The sequence below is a fragment of the Ureibacillus endophyticus genome (assembly GCF_003628435.1).
GTDB classification, from domain to species: domain Bacteria; phylum Bacillota; class Bacilli; order Bacillales_A; family Planococcaceae; genus Ureibacillus; species Ureibacillus endophyticus.
Genome location: NZ_RBZN01000008.1, coordinates 1 through 17,348, shown reverse-complemented (window position 1 = coordinate 17,348; position 17,348 = coordinate 1). Strand labels below are relative to the sequence as shown.

At 34.8% G+C, this 17,348-nt stretch carries 21 protein-coding genes and 1 pseudogene; 14 read left to right on the top strand and 8 right to left on the bottom strand.

Annotation, left to right across the window (positions count from 1 at the left end; all coding sequences use genetic code 11):
* The first annotated feature begins 169 nt into the window (after positions 1-169).
* Positions 170-1,063, top strand: coding sequence for a serine O-acetyltransferase EpsC (gene epsC, locus D8M03_RS05195; protein WP_121213715.1), 894 nt, complete (start codon positions 170-172; stop codon positions 1,061-1,063).
* A gap of 111 nt (positions 1,064-1,174) precedes the next feature.
* Here epsC and D8M03_RS05190 read toward each other — a convergent pair whose 3' ends face one another.
* Positions 1,175-1,327: a BH0509 family protein gene (locus tag D8M03_RS05190; RefSeq protein ID WP_121213714.1), complete on the bottom strand. Its 153-nt coding sequence runs from the start codon at positions 1,325-1,327 to the stop codon at positions 1,175-1,177.
* Between the two features lie 318 nt (positions 1,328-1,645).
* Between D8M03_RS05190 and D8M03_RS05185 the strand changes: the two genes are divergently transcribed.
* Together D8M03_RS05185 and lepB are read left to right on the top strand one after the other, a co-directional pair.
* On the top strand, positions 1,646-1,849 hold the full coding sequence (locus D8M03_RS05185) for an alpha/beta-type small acid-soluble spore protein (RefSeq protein WP_121213713.1): 204 nt from the start codon (positions 1,646-1,648) through the stop codon (positions 1,847-1,849).
* A gap of 203 nt (positions 1,850-2,052) precedes the next feature.
* Positions 2,053-2,619: a signal peptidase I gene (gene lepB / locus D8M03_RS05180; RefSeq protein WP_281272147.1), complete on the top strand. Its 567-nt coding sequence runs from the start codon at positions 2,053-2,055 to the stop codon at positions 2,617-2,619.
* Between the two features lie 61 nt (positions 2,620-2,680).
* On the opposite strand, the gene D8M03_RS17660 is transcribed toward lepB, so the two are convergent.
* The gene (locus tag D8M03_RS17660; RefSeq protein ID WP_170148384.1) at positions 2,681-2,821 is read right to left on the bottom strand and encodes a hypothetical protein; all 141 of its coding nucleotides are present in this window, start codon (positions 2,819-2,821) and stop codon (positions 2,681-2,683) included.
* A 143-nt stretch (positions 2,822-2,964) separates the two neighbouring features.
* Between D8M03_RS17660 and D8M03_RS05175 the strand changes: the two genes are divergently transcribed.
* Complete coding sequence (locus D8M03_RS05175) at positions 2,965-3,501, top strand: hypothetical protein (protein WP_121213712.1); 537 nt, start codon at positions 2,965-2,967, stop codon at positions 3,499-3,501.
* Between the two features lie 90 nt (positions 3,502-3,591).
* Here the strand turns inward: D8M03_RS05175 and D8M03_RS05170 are convergent, their stop codons facing one another.
* A complete protein-coding gene (locus tag D8M03_RS05170; protein ID WP_121213711.1) occupies positions 3,592-3,786 on the bottom strand; it encodes a hypothetical protein in 195 nt (64 codons plus the stop codon).
* Between the two features lie 308 nt (positions 3,787-4,094).
* Positions 4,095-4,259 (bottom strand): hypothetical protein, encoded by a 165-nt coding sequence (locus D8M03_RS17655; RefSeq protein WP_170148383.1) that lies wholly within the window; start codon positions 4,257-4,259, stop codon positions 4,095-4,097.
* Between the two features lie 139 nt (positions 4,260-4,398).
* On the opposite strand from D8M03_RS17655, the gene purU reads away from it, so the two are divergent.
* Positions 4,399-5,304: a formyltetrahydrofolate deformylase gene (gene purU, locus D8M03_RS05165; RefSeq protein WP_121213710.1), complete on the top strand. Its 906-nt coding sequence runs from the start codon at positions 4,399-4,401 to the stop codon at positions 5,302-5,304.
* A 427-nt stretch (positions 5,305-5,731) separates the two neighbouring features.
* The gene (locus tag D8M03_RS05160; RefSeq protein ID WP_121213709.1) at positions 5,732-7,219 is read left to right on the top strand and encodes a nitrilase-related carbon-nitrogen hydrolase; all 1,488 of its coding nucleotides are present in this window, start codon (positions 5,732-5,734) and stop codon (positions 7,217-7,219) included.
* Between the two features lie 28 nt (positions 7,220-7,247).
* Here D8M03_RS05160 and D8M03_RS05155 read toward each other — a convergent pair whose 3' ends face one another.
* Entirely contained in the window at positions 7,248-8,063 is an 816-nt protein-coding gene (locus tag D8M03_RS05155) for an EcsC family protein (RefSeq protein ID WP_121213708.1), read from the bottom strand.
* 138 nt (positions 8,064-8,201) lie between these two features.
* Between D8M03_RS05155 and D8M03_RS05150 the strand changes: the two genes are divergently transcribed.
* The 4 genes from D8M03_RS05150 (at position 8,202) to D8M03_RS05135 (ending at position 13,370) form a co-directional block, all read left to right on the top strand.
* A complete protein-coding gene (locus D8M03_RS05150) occupies positions 8,202-8,921 on the top strand; it encodes a hypothetical protein (protein WP_121213707.1) in 720 nt (239 codons plus the stop codon).
* Positions 8,922-8,997: 76 nt separating this feature from the next.
* Complete coding sequence (locus D8M03_RS05145) at positions 8,998-9,654, top strand: ribonuclease H family protein (RefSeq protein ID WP_121213706.1); 657 nt, start codon at positions 8,998-9,000, stop codon at positions 9,652-9,654.
* A 258-nt stretch (positions 9,655-9,912) separates the two neighbouring features.
* Entirely contained in the window at positions 9,913-10,281 is a 369-nt protein-coding gene (locus D8M03_RS05140; protein ID WP_170148382.1) for a DUF1801 domain-containing protein, read from the top strand.
* A gap of 20 nt (positions 10,282-10,301) precedes the next feature.
* Entirely contained in the window at positions 10,302-13,370 is a 3,069-nt protein-coding gene (locus D8M03_RS05135) for a DEAD/DEAH box helicase (protein WP_121213705.1), read from the top strand.
* A gap of 36 nt (positions 13,371-13,406) precedes the next feature.
* Here the strand turns inward: D8M03_RS05135 and D8M03_RS05130 are convergent, their stop codons facing one another.
* Positions 13,407-13,586, bottom strand: a complete 180-nt coding sequence (locus D8M03_RS05130; protein ID WP_121213704.1) for an H-type small acid-soluble spore protein — start codon at positions 13,584-13,586, stop codon at positions 13,407-13,409.
* Between the two features lie 137 nt (positions 13,587-13,723).
* Here D8M03_RS05130 and D8M03_RS05125 point away from each other — a divergent pair, with 137 nt between their 5' ends.
* On the top strand, positions 13,724-13,927 hold the full coding sequence (locus tag D8M03_RS05125) for a small acid-soluble spore protein Tlp (RefSeq protein WP_121213703.1): 204 nt from the start codon (positions 13,724-13,726) through the stop codon (positions 13,925-13,927).
* A gap of 67 nt (positions 13,928-13,994) precedes the next feature.
* Positions 13,995-14,624: an NAD(P)H-binding protein gene (locus D8M03_RS05120; protein WP_170148381.1), complete on the top strand. Its 630-nt coding sequence runs from the start codon at positions 13,995-13,997 to the stop codon at positions 14,622-14,624.
* Here the strand turns inward: D8M03_RS05120 and D8M03_RS05115 are convergent.
* Together D8M03_RS05115 and D8M03_RS05110 are read right to left on the bottom strand one after the other, a co-directional pair.
* Positions 14,608-15,183, bottom strand: coding sequence for a TetR/AcrR family transcriptional regulator (locus tag D8M03_RS05115; protein WP_121213701.1), 576 nt, complete (start codon positions 15,181-15,183; stop codon positions 14,608-14,610). The two genes, D8M03_RS05120 and D8M03_RS05115, sit on opposite strands and share 17 nt — an antisense overlap.
* Positions 15,184-15,185: 2 nt before the next feature.
* Complete coding sequence (locus tag D8M03_RS05110; RefSeq protein ID WP_121213700.1) at positions 15,186-16,487, bottom strand: purine/pyrimidine permease; 1,302 nt, start codon at positions 16,485-16,487, stop codon at positions 15,186-15,188.
* A 179-nt stretch (positions 16,488-16,666) separates the two neighbouring features.
* On the opposite strand from D8M03_RS05110, the pseudogene D8M03_RS05105 reads away from it, so the two are divergent.
* Positions 16,667-17,047 (top strand): annotated as a pseudogene (locus D8M03_RS05105) (GTP-binding protein); the annotation flags it as partial.
* 105 nt (positions 17,048-17,152) lie between these two features.
* The coding region (locus D8M03_RS05100) for a helix-turn-helix domain-containing protein (RefSeq protein WP_245987463.1) at positions 17,153-17,348 on the top strand (196 nt) is incomplete at its 3' end.

Sequence of the window (17,348 nt, the reverse complement as noted above, 5' to 3'; positions counted from 1 at the left end):
CGTTTTTAATTTGAAAAAGAATACAACTTACATATTTATGTCTAGTAATTTTTCTTATTGAAATCAGAAAATTAGCTAAATTATTCAAAATCTTTTAAACTAAGTTTTAAAATAATTGAAAAGGGAAAGTTATTTGGTAAAATAAGAATTTATAAAGGGGGAAGCAATAGTGAAGTTAAAAGAATGGCTAAATAGTGAAGTTCCAAATATTGCAAGTGAACTAATTGATGTTCATAATAATTATTTCTCAATTGAAAAATCGATTGGGTTTGAAGGGCAAGAAACAATTTATAAAATTTTGCAAAATTTCCGTTCTGCTCTTTTCCCATGTTTATGTGATAAATATTCAAGTGACGAAACAAAAATAAATATTAGCATTGGTAATAATTTGAGAAAATCTTCAATTGATTTAAGTGAGTTAATCGAAAAAGTCCTTGCTAATGAAAGTTCGCTAAATGAAGCAGATAGTAAACGAAAAGCTGAAGAGATAGTTATTAGTTTGATTAAAAAATTCCCTGAAATACGTAGAATGTTACAAACAGATATTCAAGCAGCTTATAATGGAGATCCAGCAACAACTTCTACAGAAGAAATTCTTTATAGCTATCCGTCAATTCAAGCAATAAGCATACATAGAATTGCACACGAGTTATATAATTTAAATGTACCTATTATTCCTAGAATCATGAATGAATATGCGCATCGATTAACAGGGATCGATATTCATCCCGGTGCTTCTATTGGCGAATATTTCTTTATTGACCACGGTACAGGTGTTGTAATTGGCGAGACTTGTACAATCGGTAAAAATGTGAAAATCTATCAAGGTGTAACATTAGGTGCAAAAAGTTTCCCATTAGATGAACATGGAAATCCGATTAAAGGTATTAAACGCCATCCAAATATTGAAGACAATGTTGTTATTTACGCAGGCGCAACGATTCTTGGTGGAGATACAACAATAGGCAAAAACTCAGTAATCGGTGGTAATATTTGGTTAACGCAATCTGTTCCAGAAAACTCTCGAGTATATAATTCTCAACCATTACCGAATATTAAATAAGGTCAAAAAGGGCTGTTCAGTAGGTAGAACTGAACAGCCCTCTTCTCATATCGTTAAAAATTTATCTGAGATGATTGGATAGTGCCTTAAAGGAAGTTTCTGACACTTCCTTTATAATTGATTTTCCATTTCCAATCTTTGATATGCAAATTCATATGTTTTTTCTAACATACGATCAGTTATTGTTATAAGTTCATTAGGATTTACTCCAAAGTAAGTTACTAAGAAATGTACCATGTTTTGACGTTCTTTTTCAGTTATCATTTAATTTATAACCTCCTAATTATTATATAACAAATATATGATGGGTTTATCTGATATATAACAGACAATCGCCTATCAAATTCATTTTTTCATTGATTGGAGGTCATTTTTAAAAAGCATATTACTTGCACATGATGATATTTTGAAGTAGTATATGTTCATACATATGGTTTTGATTTAATCGGCGCTCATAATGATAAGTGAGGGTCTTTTTTGCGTGCCAAAAATTTCTATGTTTAATTTTTCGATTTTAAACCAATCTAAACTCACACTGATAAACCAATCAGTGAAAAAAATACTCTAAAGGAGGCAATCAATATGGCAAGCAGCAATAACAATAATAAGTTATTAGTAGCAGGTGCGCAAAACGCATTGGATCAAATGAAGTATGAAATTGCATCAGAATTTGGAGTACAACTTGGACCGGATACATCTTCACGTGCAAACGGTTCTGTAGGTGGGGAAATCACAAAACGCCTTGTACAAATGGCGGAAAGTCAATTACGTGGTACACAACAATAATTAGTGTACAAATGAACAAAAAAATAGGTAAGTGAAATCAAATGGGAAACCCGAAATACTGGGTTTCCTTTTTATTTTTAGAAAATGCAAAGTATTTAATATCATCCTTAACAAGTTTGCTTTAAAATATATATAGAATTAATTGGAACTTTTACGCATCCTAAACGTAAATAATTAGGACAAAGAATTTGAGGTGGTTAGTATTGGAAAAAGAAACAAATAAAAATGAATTAATGGAATGGATAAAAGCGATACTTATCGGTATTGTAATCGCGTGGGCAGTTCCATTTTTCTTGTTTATGCCAACAGAAGTTCAGGGTGCTTCAATGATGCCCACTTTTGAAGATGGAGACAAGGTTGTGGTCAATAAAATTGGACCAAAGTTAACAGAGTATAATCGATTCGATGTGATTGTTTTTAAAGCCACTGAAGAAGATAACTATATTAAACGTATTATTGGTCTACCTGGTGACCATATCGCTTATAAAGACGATGTACTTTATGTAAACGGGAAAAAATATGATGAACCATATTTAGATAAATATAAAGATGAATTAATTGATAATGGGACGTTAACACAGGACTTTACTTTGGAAGAAACGTTGAACGAAACCGTTGTACCGGACGGACACTTTTTTGTATTAGGGGATAATCGCCGATACAGTAGAGATAGCCGTGACCCGAATGTTGGATTTGTCTCTGAAGAGCAAGTGTTAGGAACAGTAGATGTTCGAGTGTGGCCATTAAATCATCTTGGACTAATAAAATAATTAAAAGCCCGCGAAAACTCGTGGGCTTTTTTCATGTATAAGATTCCAAAAATATTCCAAACTAATCATTAATCTTATTGTCTTGATATTCAATTTTCTTAAGCGCTTTTTCAAAGTTTAATTCTTGTGAAATTTCTTCACGATTATTTTTCTTTTTCGGTTTTTTCATTTTACGAACAGAGTTTCTTCCGTGCTTTTTCATTGCTATTCACCTCCGTATTAATATTTTGTGCAGCTTTATCAAAGACATGCTTTTGAATCCAGTTGTTCTAAATGCCATTTAATTCATTTGCCCTCACAACATTAGCGCTCTTTTCATTTATTAGAGGAAGGGGGGCTATAAATATGGGTGAGCAGCAATCTTCAAAAGAAAATTTAGAAAAAGACTGTAAACAACAAATCGAAAGTGAGGTCATTCGTGATCATAATTCACTGATCATAAGCCAAACTTTTTGTGTAAATGCAATTGTTGGGGCAGCACAAAAATTAATAATAGAAGAAGTTATCATCGAAGAAGTTGATGATGAGGTGGATGAATTAGAAGATGAAGATGAATCAATGGATAATGGTGAACAAGAAGTAGAGATTGAAATTGAGTTAGATGATTCAACCATTCGCCAAGATTATACGCTCATTTATGCTGCACCTGAAACTCCAATGCGTTCACCAATATTAATGACCATCATTGCACGGAATTTATCAGAAAATGATGTGTTAGTAAGTATTGAAGATGATTCTGAAGTGATTGTTGAAGAAGTTGTCCCTGCAAATTCAGAACTTGCTTTAACTGCTCAACATGCATGTTTGGTTAGGGCGCTTGCGTTAGCGGAAAGTAAAGTTCAATTTGTCATTAATGTTTTTCACCCGATTAGTTCGATATAGTTTCTTTAAGAGCACTTTGATATGGTGCTTTTTATTTTTTTCAAAAAAAATAAGTAGATTCTATTTTTGAGAACCTACTTGAAATAACTATTATGCTCGTCCATTTTCTTTCATAAAGTCATTTTCCATCATAACGATGAACATTCCAATAATGAAGAGGAATACACTACCTTTTACCATTTCGATACCAATCCAATGGGAAATTTCAGTGAAAAAGCTTAATCCAAAAAGTGTTAATCCAATTGTTAGAATCGTTGCACATAGGGTGATAAAAAATTTATACATGTAGTAAACCTCCTTAAGTTCGCTTCTATTGTTAACAACATTGTAACATAAAGTTCGTAAATTGTTCACATTTTATCCAATTTAATGACACAAATAAAATAAATAAATAATTAGAACTAGTTATTGATAAAAATTAAACAAACAAAAAATATCTATTTAAATCAAAATTTCTCTTATTAATGTATAAATATCATTTTCGATATTTTTGTTATTAATTAAAAATAAGAATTAAGCACTATCGAACGATTTGTGAACGGAATTAAAAATGGAAGCCAATTTGATGTATATCAAACTTGACTTCCACAATATTAATAATTTCTCTTTTTCGATGATTGTTTTTGAGCTTGAATATTCTGTTCTGCTCCAAACTCTTCTTTCGTACGACCAATTTTTTGTTCTGCTTTATTATTATGAAGTTGACGGTCATCGTAATTTGAGTATTCGTCAAAATCCTTTTTTTTCCATATTGTCATCTCCTTTCGCTGATGTTAATATGAGAACTTTACATATTAATTATGTAGCAATAATTTACTACGGAAAAATGTTGCTCATTGTCAGAAAATAATAGATAATTAAATCTATTAGAAATAGAGATTAGGAGTGTAATTTGTAATGCAACTTGAGCAAGGAAATATCGCATTAAAAAATAAAGATTCTAAATTAGATAACCGCGCAATTTTATTAGTAAAATGTCCTGATAAACCAGGGATTGTTTCTGTATTATCAACATTTTTATATAAACATAATGCAAACATCATTGAGTCAAGCCAATATTCAAGTGACCCGGAAAATGGAAAGTTCTTCATTCGCTTGGAATATCACTGTGATAACCTTCAAGCAAAAGCTAAAGAAATGGAAGAAGAGTTCGTTCAAATCGCTAAGGACTATGATATGACATATGATTTCTATTATCGTAAAGAACGTCAACGTACAGCTATTTACGTATCTAAAGAATTGCACTGTTTACGTGAGTTACTGTGGGAATGGCAAAATGGTGACTTAGATACAGATATTGTTGTTGTGATTAGTAACCATGAAGATGCTCGACCAATTGTAGAGTCATATGGAATTCCGTTCTACTACATCCCAGCAAATAAGGATATTCGTAAAGAAGTAGAAGCAAAACAAATTCAGTTAATGGAAGAATATAATGTAGATTTATTAATTTTAGCAAGATATATGCAAATCTTAACACCGGACTTTGTTGGTCATTTTGAAAATCGTATTATAAACATTCACCATTCATTCTTACCAGCATTTATTGGTGCAAAACCGTATGACCGCGCACATAAACGTGGTGTAAAACTAATCGGGGCAACTTCACACTATGTAACAAATGATTTAGATGAAGGGCCAATCATCGAACAAGACGTAGAGCGAGTAGACCACCGCGATGATGTAGAAACATTGAAGAAAATCGGTAGTAAAATTGAACGCCGTGTTCTAGCAAGAGCGGTTAAATGGCATTTAGAAAACCGTGTTATTGTGGAAGGTAATAAAACGATCGTGTTTCATTAGAAAAGCGAAGAACGCTCGCCCAGCTCTTGAAGGCACTGGCCGACAAAAACGCCCCATCACGTGGCATTGTCGGCACTCGTACTTCCGTGTACTTCGGAGACTACCGACGAGTGTGTCTACACGCGACGGAGGAAGTTGAAGTGTCCGAAAGAGCTAGCGTTCGCAGCTAGACAATAAGAAAAGCGAAGAACGCTCGCCCAGCTCCGACAACAACTGGAGGAATCGTCAAAAGGGCGCTTTTTGCCCTTGAAGAAGATTCTGAAGTTGTCAAGGAGCTAGCGTTCGTAGCTAGACAGTAAGAAAAACCTTCCTTATAAAGCGAACTTCGTAAATTGAACCGAAGTTCGCTTTTTCCTTTAATTTTTTCTAGTAAAATAAGGATATTTATGTAAAAATTAACCTAAAGATTTGCCGAAAGGAATGAACAATGAGAATTTTAGTATTTTCTTATTTATTAGCCATCTGTTCGGGTATACTCATGTTTTTAAGTATGCCGAGCTATAATGTTGGTATTTTAGCATGGTTTGGGTTAGTTCCTTTATTGATTGCATTAAAAGACAAATCCTCCTTGCAACAATATCTCTTAATCAATGTGACCTGTATTATTTGGTCATTTGGTACACATATTTGGTATCCCGCGATTTTTTCAGGTTGGGGCTACCTCATTATGATTGGGGCTGGACTTTTCTACGGTGCTTTTTTAAAGATGGGGCTAGATATGCAAACTCGGATCAATCGCTGGTACGGGATATTTGCCATGCCGATTACATTTAGTGTTTTTGAGTGGCTGAAAACAATAATTCCATTTACAAAAACATGGTGGATTGAGGTTATCTCTAAATCACAATGGATGATTCCTGAAACTTTGCAAATTTTATCTGTAACAGGGTTTATTGGTTTGTCCTTCTTGATTTTATTAACGAACGTTGTTATTGCTGAAATCATAAAAAATCAATTTTCGTCTAAAAACATTCGAATTTTCACGTATTCTTTATTAGCATTGCCCATCGTAAATTTCATCATTGGTACAGTTATCATGAATGAAAATGATAAAAAGGTAAAGGAACAACCGATTACAATTGGTGCGACAGTGGACCTTGTGAATCAAGACGAAGAAGTCCTTGCATTAGGGAGTGGGCAAACAGCAGGGGATGGATATTTAGCAGATACATACGAAATGAAAGAAAAAATATTTGAGATTAATCAAGACTTATCCAAAAAAATTATTGAAGAAAAACATGCTGATTTTATCGTGTGGGGAGAAAATGAATTTGTAAACTTAAATGATACGGAGCTCATTAATCAATATCGGGCATTAGCAAAATCATTAAATACGAACCTAATTGCAGATACAGTTTGGGAAACAAAAGACACGATGTATGATACAGCCTATATGGTAGGGGCGAATGGGGAAGAAATTGGGAAAACACCAAAAATCTTTACACTATGGGGTGAAGAAAGTTACGGATTTTCTCCAGGTCCTAGAGATTATACCGTGTACGAAACTCCTTTAGGAAAAGTAGCCCTTGCCGTATGTTGGGACCGCCATGATCCATCGATTTTAAGAAATTATGCAAAAAACGGTGCTCAACTCGCGATGATTCCGGCTGATGATGATTTTTATGGAGATAAGAGATTTCCATATTTCGCAGCAAGTGATGCCGTATTCCGTGCGGTAGAAAATCACCTTGCCATTGGTTCTGGTTCCACTTCAGGGATTGCTCAAGTTATCACACCATATGGGGAAATGACTGCGATGAGTGATGTGAATACACGTCAATATATCGTAGGAGATACGTTTACTTTAGAGAAGCAAACGTTTTATACAAGATTTGGTGATGTGTTTGCTTACCTTTTTTCAGTAATTTTCTTAGTGATGCTTATTGTTTCTGAACGGAATAAACGAAAAATGTAAGGGGCGGCCACAATGACTGCCCCTATTTTTATTCGTAAATAGCCTCGTCTAATTGGTGCATTTTGTCATAAATGCGGCGTTTACGGTAAAGCATGATACCCGCCTCTGATACATCTTCAATCATACCTTTATTGGCAATTGCTCCAAAAATCATCCCCGCAATCGGAACCATTTGGAATAACTTTTTCCATCCAAAATGATCTCGGTAAGTAAAGAACACTTCTTGCCAACCTTTTAACTGACTAATCATATCCTGAGATTTATCATTCTTATCATTTTTCATTGATAATTCTTTTAAAATCGCTTCTTTCCCAACGATATCTGCAGATGCAAATTGCAAACATTTTACGATAAACACTCGTTCTTCTTTGTCATTTGGGTCATAGCCATGGATAATCGCAATTTCTTGTAATGTTTTTAAAGCTGTTCCAAGAATTACGGGGATATCAATCGCTAACGTAAATAACCCGCCAAAACCTGTTGAAGCACCTTGTACCGTTGCAAATTTCGCACGATTACTCTGCAAGTTTGTGCTTAATGATATCATACTTTCAATTGGTAAATTCCCAACATCCTCGAGGGTTTCAATTGGTACGGAAGTCTTCTTTTCAATTTTTTTCAACATAGCTTGTTTACTTATTAAATATTTTCCACCTGTCTGAATGTAACTACCCAGTTCATTGACTAGGACTCCGATTTTTTCTTGAATAAATTTCGGTGTGATTTTATCTAATAGCTTAAAGGGTAGTCGGCCAAGCTTTTCCCAAAAAAATAACCCTTTTTGGTCTTTTTCCCACTTTTCGATTTCCAGTAAATATGATGAAAGCTGCTCTTTAGTTTCCAAGTATAGTTACTCCTCTTATTTTTTAGTTACTTCTTTTACGTTAGTTAGGTTTTGAAAGTTTCATCTTTTCCATTCAATTTCGTATTTCAAGATTTTAGGTGCGTATATTGAATAGTAAGGGAGGGGGAATGAGAATAGTTGAAAACGAATCAGGATGCTATCAATCAATTTCGAAACACACTGATCATTGATAAATATGATCCGCAAATTGTCCAATGGGGAACGAGAAGATTTCGCCATGACGGTAGTGAAAGTATGGAAGATGCAATGGTTTGGAATGTTTTTCGAAGTTTACGACAAATTAATCCGCAACTTTGGGTAAAGCAACTCTTTAAAAAAGCATTTGAAAAAGACTTTCCATATACAGTAGATGAACTTGAAATTCATTTATGGAAACGTGTACCCCCTCCACGAGATATTTCAATACCAGAATTGGATTATGAAATTGATATCATTATTGAAACGAATGATTTCGTTTGGTGTATGCTAGCAAAATATAAAAGTGATATTCGAATGAATACTCAACAAAACAATCCAATCATTCGAAACATCGATGTTGGATTGCAATATACAAAACAACGAGATTTTTATTTTTCGTTATTATTTTTAGATACTTTCTATACACCTTATGGTCAAATTTTAGTTAATCAATATCGTGAATCCGAGAAATCCATCTTACAAGAATTGCCTCATCGTACTACGGAAATTACTCGGTTAAGTGGTGTTAGTATTTTAACGTGGAAGAATGTTCATCATCTTTTAAAAGATATTTATTTATATAACAGAAGTTCATTTGAACGATTTATTTCAAGCCAAGCAAGCGATTGGCTTTATACAAAGATATCAGGGAGCGATTAAAAATTTGCGTACTATCTCGACATGGGGGAGGTTATACTTAAAGGTATGAAACGTGGAACCAAAAGGAGGACATTCCATGAATATAACAATTGAATGGACTTATAAATCGAAAAATGGAGTAGAAACAGTATTTCGCTCTGATGAGATGCCACCCGCTCATGCATTAGCGATTGCAGAAGATCTTGAAAAAACCGGACGTGTAAAAAATATAACGTTTATTGACCAATACGATAGTACGTGGATGGCGAAGGAATTAAAGAAATATATTAAAGAAGTGGAAACAGAACCGCATAATGTACGTGTTTATTTTGACGGTGGTTTTGATATACAAACGAGTTTTTCTGGCCTTGGTGTGGTAATTTATTACGAACAAAATGGGAAATCCTACAGACTACGCCGCAACGCTCCAGCTCAAGGTTTGGTTTCGAACAACGAGGCAGAATATGCTGCATTACATTTAAGCGTTGTGGAATTGGATTTATTAGATGTTCACCATCAAAAAGTGAAGTTTATTGGTGATTCCCAGGTAGTCATAAATCAAATGAGTGGGGAATGGCCAGCGTATGAAAAGGAATTAGCAAGTTGGGCGGATCGCATTGATGAAAAATTAAAGTCCCTAGGCATTACACCAGAATTTGAGCTAGTGCCACGGAAACAAAACGATGAAGCAGATCGTCTTGCCACTCAAGCATTAAAGGGTGTCGATATTACAGGACAAATCGAACTGCAATAAGAGTCGAAAGCATTTTTCAGTTTTGAGAAATGCTTTTTTTAAGATGAATAATTGTTTATTACAATCAAATATTGTAGTATTGTGAAAGTGTGATTGTTTTAATGTTAATAGTATTGAGCAAACATTGTACCTAAAAAGTAGAATAAAGTTTTCTTAGAAAAATAAAGATATATACTGGGTAATAACTTAAAAAGCGATTACAATGGGTAGTAATCGCTTTTTTCATATAATGAAATTACTTTCTAAAGGAGAAGTTTAATGATAAACAAAGTACGGACAATTGAAATTGTGGATCAGTTCATCGATAATTTACCTGAGGAAGTACAGGAGATTACGGTTGAATTACGCAAAATCATTTTAGATTCTTCGCCTTATTTAAAGGAAGAATTTAAATGGTCTATGCCAAACTATACATATAACGGACTTGTCTGTTATATCCAACCGGCGAAAACCCATGTAAATTTAGGTTTTCATCGAGGAATTGAACTGAAAAATAAAGAGTGGGGTCACTTTTTACAAGGTACAGGAAAATTAATGAGACATATACAAATTAACAGTTTGCAAGATATTCAAAAAGACATTTTTTCCTCATTAGTTAAATCTGCTGTTGCATTAAATCACGATTAAATGGAAGGGGGGCGGAATTCATGGAAGTAACAATTACTCAAAAACGAATTATTGAACTGTGTGGTACCGTCTCCTATAAAAAAGGGGATTCTTTTTTTCGTGGAAACAAAGTGCAGATCTTAAAAAATGAGACGGATTTTTGTGAATCGGTTGTTCATGGGGTGGAGGATTTCCATGTCACATTACAAAACAAAAATGGGAATATCCAATCAAGTTGTAGTTGTTCATCCTTATTAACTTTCAAAAAAGCTTGTCAACATGTTGCAGCTACGTTAATTGCCTTAAAAGAACAGCAACATGATGTAACCAATCAATTTATGTCTCTTTTTGAAAATAAACCGAAACAAAAAAGGGGACATCAACAATTTTTTGAGACAAGGGAACAATTAGATGGACAGTTTATATTGAGGCTGATTCGTAAGGGGAACGATACTTTCTTTGCATTAGAGATGTTCATTGATGGGTTTGCTATTAATGTACGGGAATTGTTACAAAGAGAAGTGTTTCACATTGCTTCACATTTTACATATGACCCAACGATTCACTATTTTTCGAAGGAAGTTGATGAAGTATTATCAATATTACATCAGATCATTAAGGATGAAATTGACTTTGAAAATCCTTATGTGGTTATGATTCCGCCATCCTCCTTTGATCGTTTGCTTCCTTTAATAAAAAACACTTCGATTTTTTCACTTCAGCATCAGCCGATATCTGTCATCGATGGCCCCCTTCCTATTTTGTTTCAGCTTGATAAAACAAAAGAAAACTATTGTTTGAGCGTAAAGGGATATGAGGCTTTAACCGTTTTTCATAGTTATGGCTGCGTGTTACAGTACGGGAATTTATATATATTACAAAAAGAGGATTTTGAACGTTTCACAGAGTTAGTGAAATTGATTCCTAATGATCAACTTGTTATCGAAAAAAATCAACTGGAGTATTTTCTAACTAATGTGGTTCCCAAAATAAATCGGATAGGGGAATTTCAAATATCGAGCGCGGTTCAAGCTGAGATAGGGAAAACACCTCTTGTTGCGAAATTGTATTTGGATCGCTTAAAAAATCGTTTGCTTGCAAGTATTGAGTTTCATTATGAAAATATTATGATTCAGCCGTTGGAAAATCGTGAATTTCCACAAATGATTTTGAGAGATTTGAAGAAGGAAGAAGAAATTCTTTCAATCATGAAAGAAAGTGGCTTTACGATTACAGAAGGCGGCTATTATATGCAAAATGAAGAACTAGAATATTATTTTTTATATCATGTTCTTCCAAAATTACATCCGCTCACACAAATTTACATGACGACTGCAGTTCGGACACGGATTGTAAAGGAACATGTTTTTCCTAAAATTCGTGTAAAGGTTCAAAAAGAACGGACGGATTGGCTTGAATTTAAGTTTGAAATGGATGGCATTAAAGATAAGCAAATCCAAGAAATATTAAAAGCATTAAAATTTAAACAAAAATATTACCGTTTGCCAAATGGCTCACTTTTATCGTTAGAAACGAAAGAAATGGAAGAAATTCATCGTTTTTTAAATACCATTCCTGAACAAGAGACAGACTATTGGGCAATGTTTAACATGCCCATAACGGAAAGTTTAAAGTTTTTGGATTTGATTGAAGAAAGTGATGTTTTTACGGCAGAGCAGTCTTTTCGGGACTTTGTTGACAACTTGCTTCATCCTGAAACGCTGGATTTCGAAGTACCAGATAGCCTAAATGGGATTTTAAGGGATTATCAAAAACATGGGTACAAATGGATGAAGGCTTTGGCTCATTACGGATTTGGCGGCGTTTTAGCTGATGATATGGGGCTTGGCAAAACGTTACAAAGTATTACGTTTATTGTTTCAGAGCTTGAGAGCATTCGCAAAACAGGACAACCAGTACTCATCGTTTGTCCATCTTCTTTAACCTATAACTGGCTCGGTGAACTTTCGAAATTTGCACCCGAATTTCAAGCAATTATAATAGATGGGAAAAAGGATGAACGGGAACAACTTCAAAAGGAACTTGAGAACATTGATGTTGTGATTACTTCATATCCATTACTTAGACGAGATCGTAAGTGGTATGAAAAGCAGAATTTCCATACGGTGTTTTATGATGAAGCTCAAAACTTTAAAAATCCAATGACGCAGACCTTTAAAGTAGTGAAAAGTATACAGGCTACGAACCGTTTCGGGCTTACTGGCACGCCTATCGAAAATTCATTGGAAGAACTTTGGTCCATTTATCATGTTGTGTTTCCACATTTGTTCCAAAAGTTAGAGGATTTTAGTTATTTGCCACGAAAGTATATTGCGCGGAGAGTTCGACCTTTTTTACTTCGCCGAACAAAAAATGATGTGCTCACGGAATTACCTGGAAAAGAGGAAACGATTGTTTTATCAGAGCTTGAAGTAGAGCAAAAAAAGCTGTATGCCGCACTGTTATCAAGATTACGATATGATGCGTTGAAGCACCTGAATCAAGATACGTTTCAGCAAAGTCGCATTCGCATATTAGCTGGAATTACACGGTTGCGACAAGTTTGTTGTCATCCAGCTCTGTTTGTAGATGGCTATCAAGGAAGTTCTGCTAAATATGAACAGCTCCTACAAATCCTTGAAGAATCTCGATTGTCCGGTAGACGTGTTTTAATTTTTTCCCAATTTACAAAAATGCTTCAAATGATTGGGAGAGAATTAACGAATAATGGGCAAAACTACTTTTATCTTGATGGACAAACTCCTTCAGAAGAACGAGTAGAACTTTGTCATCGATTTAATGAAGGGGAGCGAGATGTTTTCTTGATTTCATTAAAAGCAGGAGGTACCGGGCTTAATCTTACGGGGGCAGATACAGTTATTTTGTATGATTTATGGTGGAATCCTGCCGTTGAACAACAAGCAACCGATCGAGCTTATCGAATGGGGCAAAAGAATGTAGTGCAAGTCATTAAAATGATTGCTAAGGGAACTATCGAAGAAAAAATTAATGAGCTACAAAATAAGAAGAAAGATTTGATTTCTAGTATTGTCGAACCAGGAGAGGCAACTTTAACCGTGGATGATATACGAGAGATTTTAATGATTTAAAAGGAGAAGGATGTTGAAAGTCCTTCTCCTGAATTCTTAGTGCTCAATTAAGTCAGTTACCGACACTTCTTGTTCTTTTTCAGGATCATCAAGGGGATAGATACGAGCTGTCTTTTTGTCTGGATCTACATGTTGAATATAAACTCGTTTACCATTAAACATAATATTTGGAATTTCTCCGGACTGTGTTATTTCTTGGGCTCTTTGAATATTCATTGATGAATCCTCCTCACAAAAGTTATGCCACTTTATTATTCACATTTCCCTCGAAAAAATTCTGTTTAAGTATAAATGTTATAAACAATACCAAACTAAAATTGTATTTTGAAAATGATTTTAGGGAGGTTTTTAGGATGAAACAAAACCCACAAAAAATTGCTGGCAGACCGAAAAAATTTGTGAGTAAAGAAGAAATGATTGAAAATACATTGGATAATATGCGTGAAGCCGAAATCAGCATGGAGTTTGCTGGGGAAGAAGAGTTAGAAAATTTACAAGAAAAAAATGAGCGTCGTAAACATCAAATTCAAAGAATGAAAAACGAACCTCTGACTTAAATGATTCCTGGCTGTGTTAAAGAGTTAACACAGCCCTTTTTAAAATGACAGAAAGGTTGTGCGGCAATTGAACATTCTCATTGTTGGTGCAAATGGTCAATTAGGGAGGTACTTGATTAAATACATAGTTGAAAGCAACGATTATTCGGCTGTTGCTTTAGTCAATAATGCTGTGCAAAAGGCGTATTTTACTGATATGGGGGTTGAAACATTAACATTTGACCTGAACCAAAAATTGACAAAAATTCTAAAGCAGCTCAGAAATATTGATGCCCTTGTAATTACTGGTAGCCTTGATGAAAAGAACAAGGAGACACTGACTGAAATAGATGAAATGTTAAAACTGGTGGATGCTGCAATCTATGCAGGTGTTTCACGAATCATTTATGTTAGTACGTTTGAAACCCAAGCATTACCACTTTATTTTCGATCAACTTTCGTGAAAAAATATTATATTGAAAAATGGCTAAAGTTATCGGGAAGTCATTTTACGATTATTAAAGCTGGAACTCTTGTTGATAAAAAGGGCACTGGGTTAGTTGAGATTGGTTCTAATGTTAAGAATAAAGAAACTTCAAAAGAAGATATTGCACAATTTATTTTAGCTTGTTTAGAGAATGACGCAACCATTCGTAAAACAATAAAAATTGTATCAGGGAAAACCCCGATACAACAAGTTCTTAGTTCATTGAAGTGATTCCTTTCATCACTTGCTCAATTAAAGAGTCGATATAAGTAGAATCAACATCCTTTTTATAAATTAATATTCGAAAGTAAACAGGACCATAAAACATATCTAAGACAATATCTAAATTGATAGAGGGTTGTATTTCACCATTGTCAATTGCTGCTTGTAACAGCTTCCGTGATTGCTCTCGGCGAGGTTTTAAATATTCCGAAGTAAATTTGTTCGCTAATTCGGAATCGGCTCCACTTTCAGCAACTAATGAGACAATCGTTCGCCCTAAAGAACTGTTTAGCATGGCTGAAAGGGTGTTTAAATGTTGTCTAAAATTTTCTCGGAATGTTGTATTTTCATGGAATTTTAAATTTGTTTCCACCGTTAATAAAAAGGCATCCAGTACTAAAAAGGTTTTATGAGTCCACCAACGATAAATAGTTGCTTTTCCTACGCCAGCAACATTCGCGATGGATTCAATTGTTAAATCAGAATAGGAAGTTTCTTCTAGTAATTGAATAATTGCTTGTAATATCGCTTTTTTGGCTGCTTCACTTCGCGGTCTTCCAACTCTCATCTTCACACCTCACTCGTCTTCCAAACGTGTTCAAAAATTAGAGCAGTTAGTAATCCTACCATCACGCCATTGCTAATTACATATTGTAAAACTCCAGGAAATGCTGAAATGACAACTTCCGGTAAAAACATGACACCAATTCCTAAAGATAAAGAAATACTCAAAATCGTTAGTCGTCTTTGATCGAGGGGTTCTTTTAATACCGTACTTATACCAATTCCCGCCATCGTTGTATAGGAAGCAAGCATAGCACCATTTGCAATCGGGCCAGGTAACATTGCAAAAAACGAATAGATTGCAGGGAAGAATGCGATAAATGCCAGCAAGAAACTCGCAATAAAATAAGGTTTCATACGTTTTTGTCCTGTTAATTGAACAAAACTGGCCGTTACTGTATAAGGAACAACCCCGACCACAGAGAAAACAGCTGAAAGGATAGTGTTAACTCCGCTAATCAAACCGGAACTTTTTAGAGTCCCTTCCTTACGAGTACCATTTGCACTTTGCATACTTAATACATGTTTCATTGCTGCGATACTTGCAATAATACTTAAGATTAACACGATGGCTACGAGTATTGCCGAAACAATCATACTCCCATCGATTTTAGGGGTTCCCCAAGCAAAAACTTCTGGTAAGGAAAAAATTGCGTCTTTTTTCGGAAATGGATGAGACCCATAAAAAATAACAAAAAATATAGAACCAATCACAATGCCAATGAGTACCGCATAACTTTTTAACCAACCTTTTCCCCAAACACCAAGATAAAGAACAAGGAGAAACGTACTGAACGAAAGAAGAACTACGCCCATTTCGATTGATATTGACGTTGGTTTTACATCAAACATTCCTTCTAAAAATATCCCGCATAATTGAAAACCAAGGATAGTTAAGTAAACGCCATTGACTAATGGTGTAAAGTAGGAAAGTAATTTTTCCATCCAACCGGTAATGCTAACTATCAATAAAATGATTCCCGCTAGTAACATCGAACCTTCTAATAACTGTAAAGAATTGCTGAGGTTTGTTATCCCCTCAATCATTGCCACTTGCCCCATTAAAGTGAAGACCGCAAGCCAAATACCGGCAGGGCCATCTGAAATAGGGAGGCGGTGTCCGAAATACCCGGATAATAAACTAGAGAGGCCAACAATAAAAAATGTTCTTTGCATTAACCCGGAGATGTCTTCTGGTGAAAGTTGAAACAATTGCCCAACAATAATCGGGATGGTTAAACAATTGGCGAGTAAAAAAATAAACCATTGTACTGCACCAATTCCTGTTTCTAATTTGGAAATTTTCATTATGGTATCCTCTCAAAATTGGAAAGTTTACTCAATTATAAAACGATACGTTTCGTTTTGTATATATTTTAATTTGAAGATTAATAGATAATTATATTATGTCTACTAACTTGTTGATTTCCCACATATGGAATCCTTGTTACAATAAACTATATGAAATAGAAGAAATGAGGATTTTTATGTTTAAAACGATTGGGGTACTTGCTCATGTCGATGCTGGTAAAACTACCTTTTCAGAGCAGCTCCTTTACCATACACAAAGTATTAAAGAACGAGGACGAGTGGATCACAAAGATGCTTATTTAGATAATCATAGTATTGAGCGGAGACGGGGGATTACCATTTTTGCTGAGCAAGGACGCATCCACTTTAATGGCGATACTTATACTTTAATTGATACACCAGGACATGTCGACTTCTCCCCTGAAATGGAACGTGCCATCAGTGTGATGGATTATGCCATTTTAATAATTAGTGCAGTAGATGGCATTGAAGGGCATACAGAAACCGTTTGGCACTTGTTACGACAACACCACGTTCCAACGTTTATTTTTATTGACGGATTGTAATATTAAGTGCAACACCTGTAAGTCAAAATAGAAGAAGCCCACAACGACCTCGTATAAAATGTTAGTTACCACACAAACATCAGAGGAGGAATCGTTATGAGCTATACTCATCTTACCATATCTGAACGTTCAAAAATAGAAACTTACTTTGAGTTAGGTTATTCTATTCGCCAAATTGCAGAATTTCTCAAGAGAAGTCCATCTACAATTTCAAGAGAGTTACGACGACATCTAAATTGTTCTCCTGAAGAGGCTCAAGCTCGATATCATAGTAATAAATCGAAGTGTGGAG

Excerpts from the sequence above, each read along its gene's own strand:
- D8M03_RS17660 (WP_170148384.1), bottom strand. The coding sequence starts at position 2,821 with ATGAAAAAGCACGGAAGAAACTCTGTTCGTAAAATGAAAAAACCGAAA.
- D8M03_RS05125 (WP_121213703.1), top strand. The coding sequence starts at position 13,724 with ATGAAACAAAACCCACAAAAAATTGCTGGCAGACCGAAAAAATTTGTG.
- D8M03_RS05115 (WP_121213701.1), bottom strand. The coding sequence starts at position 15,183 with ATGAGAGTTGGAAGACCGCGAAGTGAAGCAGCCAAAAAAGCGATATTA.
- D8M03_RS05135 (WP_121213705.1), top strand. The coding sequence starts at position 10,302 with ATGGAAGTAACAATTACTCAAAAACGAATTATTGAACTGTGTGGTACC.
- D8M03_RS05140 (WP_170148382.1), top strand. The coding sequence starts at position 9,913 with ATGATAAACAAAGTACGGACAATTGAAATTGTGGATCAGTTCATCGAT.
- D8M03_RS05160 (WP_121213709.1), top strand. The coding sequence starts at position 5,732 with ATGAGAATTTTAGTATTTTCTTATTTATTAGCCATCTGTTCGGGTATA.
- D8M03_RS05130 (WP_121213704.1), bottom strand. The coding sequence starts at position 13,586 with ATGAATATTCAAAGAGCCCAAGAAATAACACAGTCCGGAGAAATTCCA.
- D8M03_RS05170 (WP_121213711.1), bottom strand. The coding sequence starts at position 3,786 with ATGTATAAATTTTTTATCACCCTATGTGCAACGATTCTAACAATTGGA.
- purU (WP_121213710.1), top strand. The coding sequence starts at position 4,399 with ATGCAACTTGAGCAAGGAAATATCGCATTAAAAAATAAAGATTCTAAA.
- D8M03_RS05145 (WP_121213706.1), top strand. The coding sequence starts at position 8,998 with ATGAATATAACAATTGAATGGACTTATAAATCGAAAAATGGAGTAGAA.
- D8M03_RS05175 (WP_121213712.1), top strand. The coding sequence starts at position 2,965 with ATGGGTGAGCAGCAATCTTCAAAAGAAAATTTAGAAAAAGACTGTAAA.
- D8M03_RS05190 (WP_121213714.1), bottom strand. The coding sequence starts at position 1,327 with ATGATAACTGAAAAAGAACGTCAAAACATGGTACATTTCTTAGTAACT.
- D8M03_RS05110 (WP_121213700.1), bottom strand. The coding sequence starts at position 16,487 with ATGAAAATTTCCAAATTAGAAACAGGAATTGGTGCAGTACAATGGTTT.
- D8M03_RS05185 (WP_121213713.1), top strand. The coding sequence starts at position 1,646 with ATGGCAAGCAGCAATAACAATAATAAGTTATTAGTAGCAGGTGCGCAA.
- D8M03_RS17655 (WP_170148383.1), bottom strand. The coding sequence starts at position 4,259 with ATGACAATATGGAAAAAAAAGGATTTTGACGAATACTCAAATTACGAT.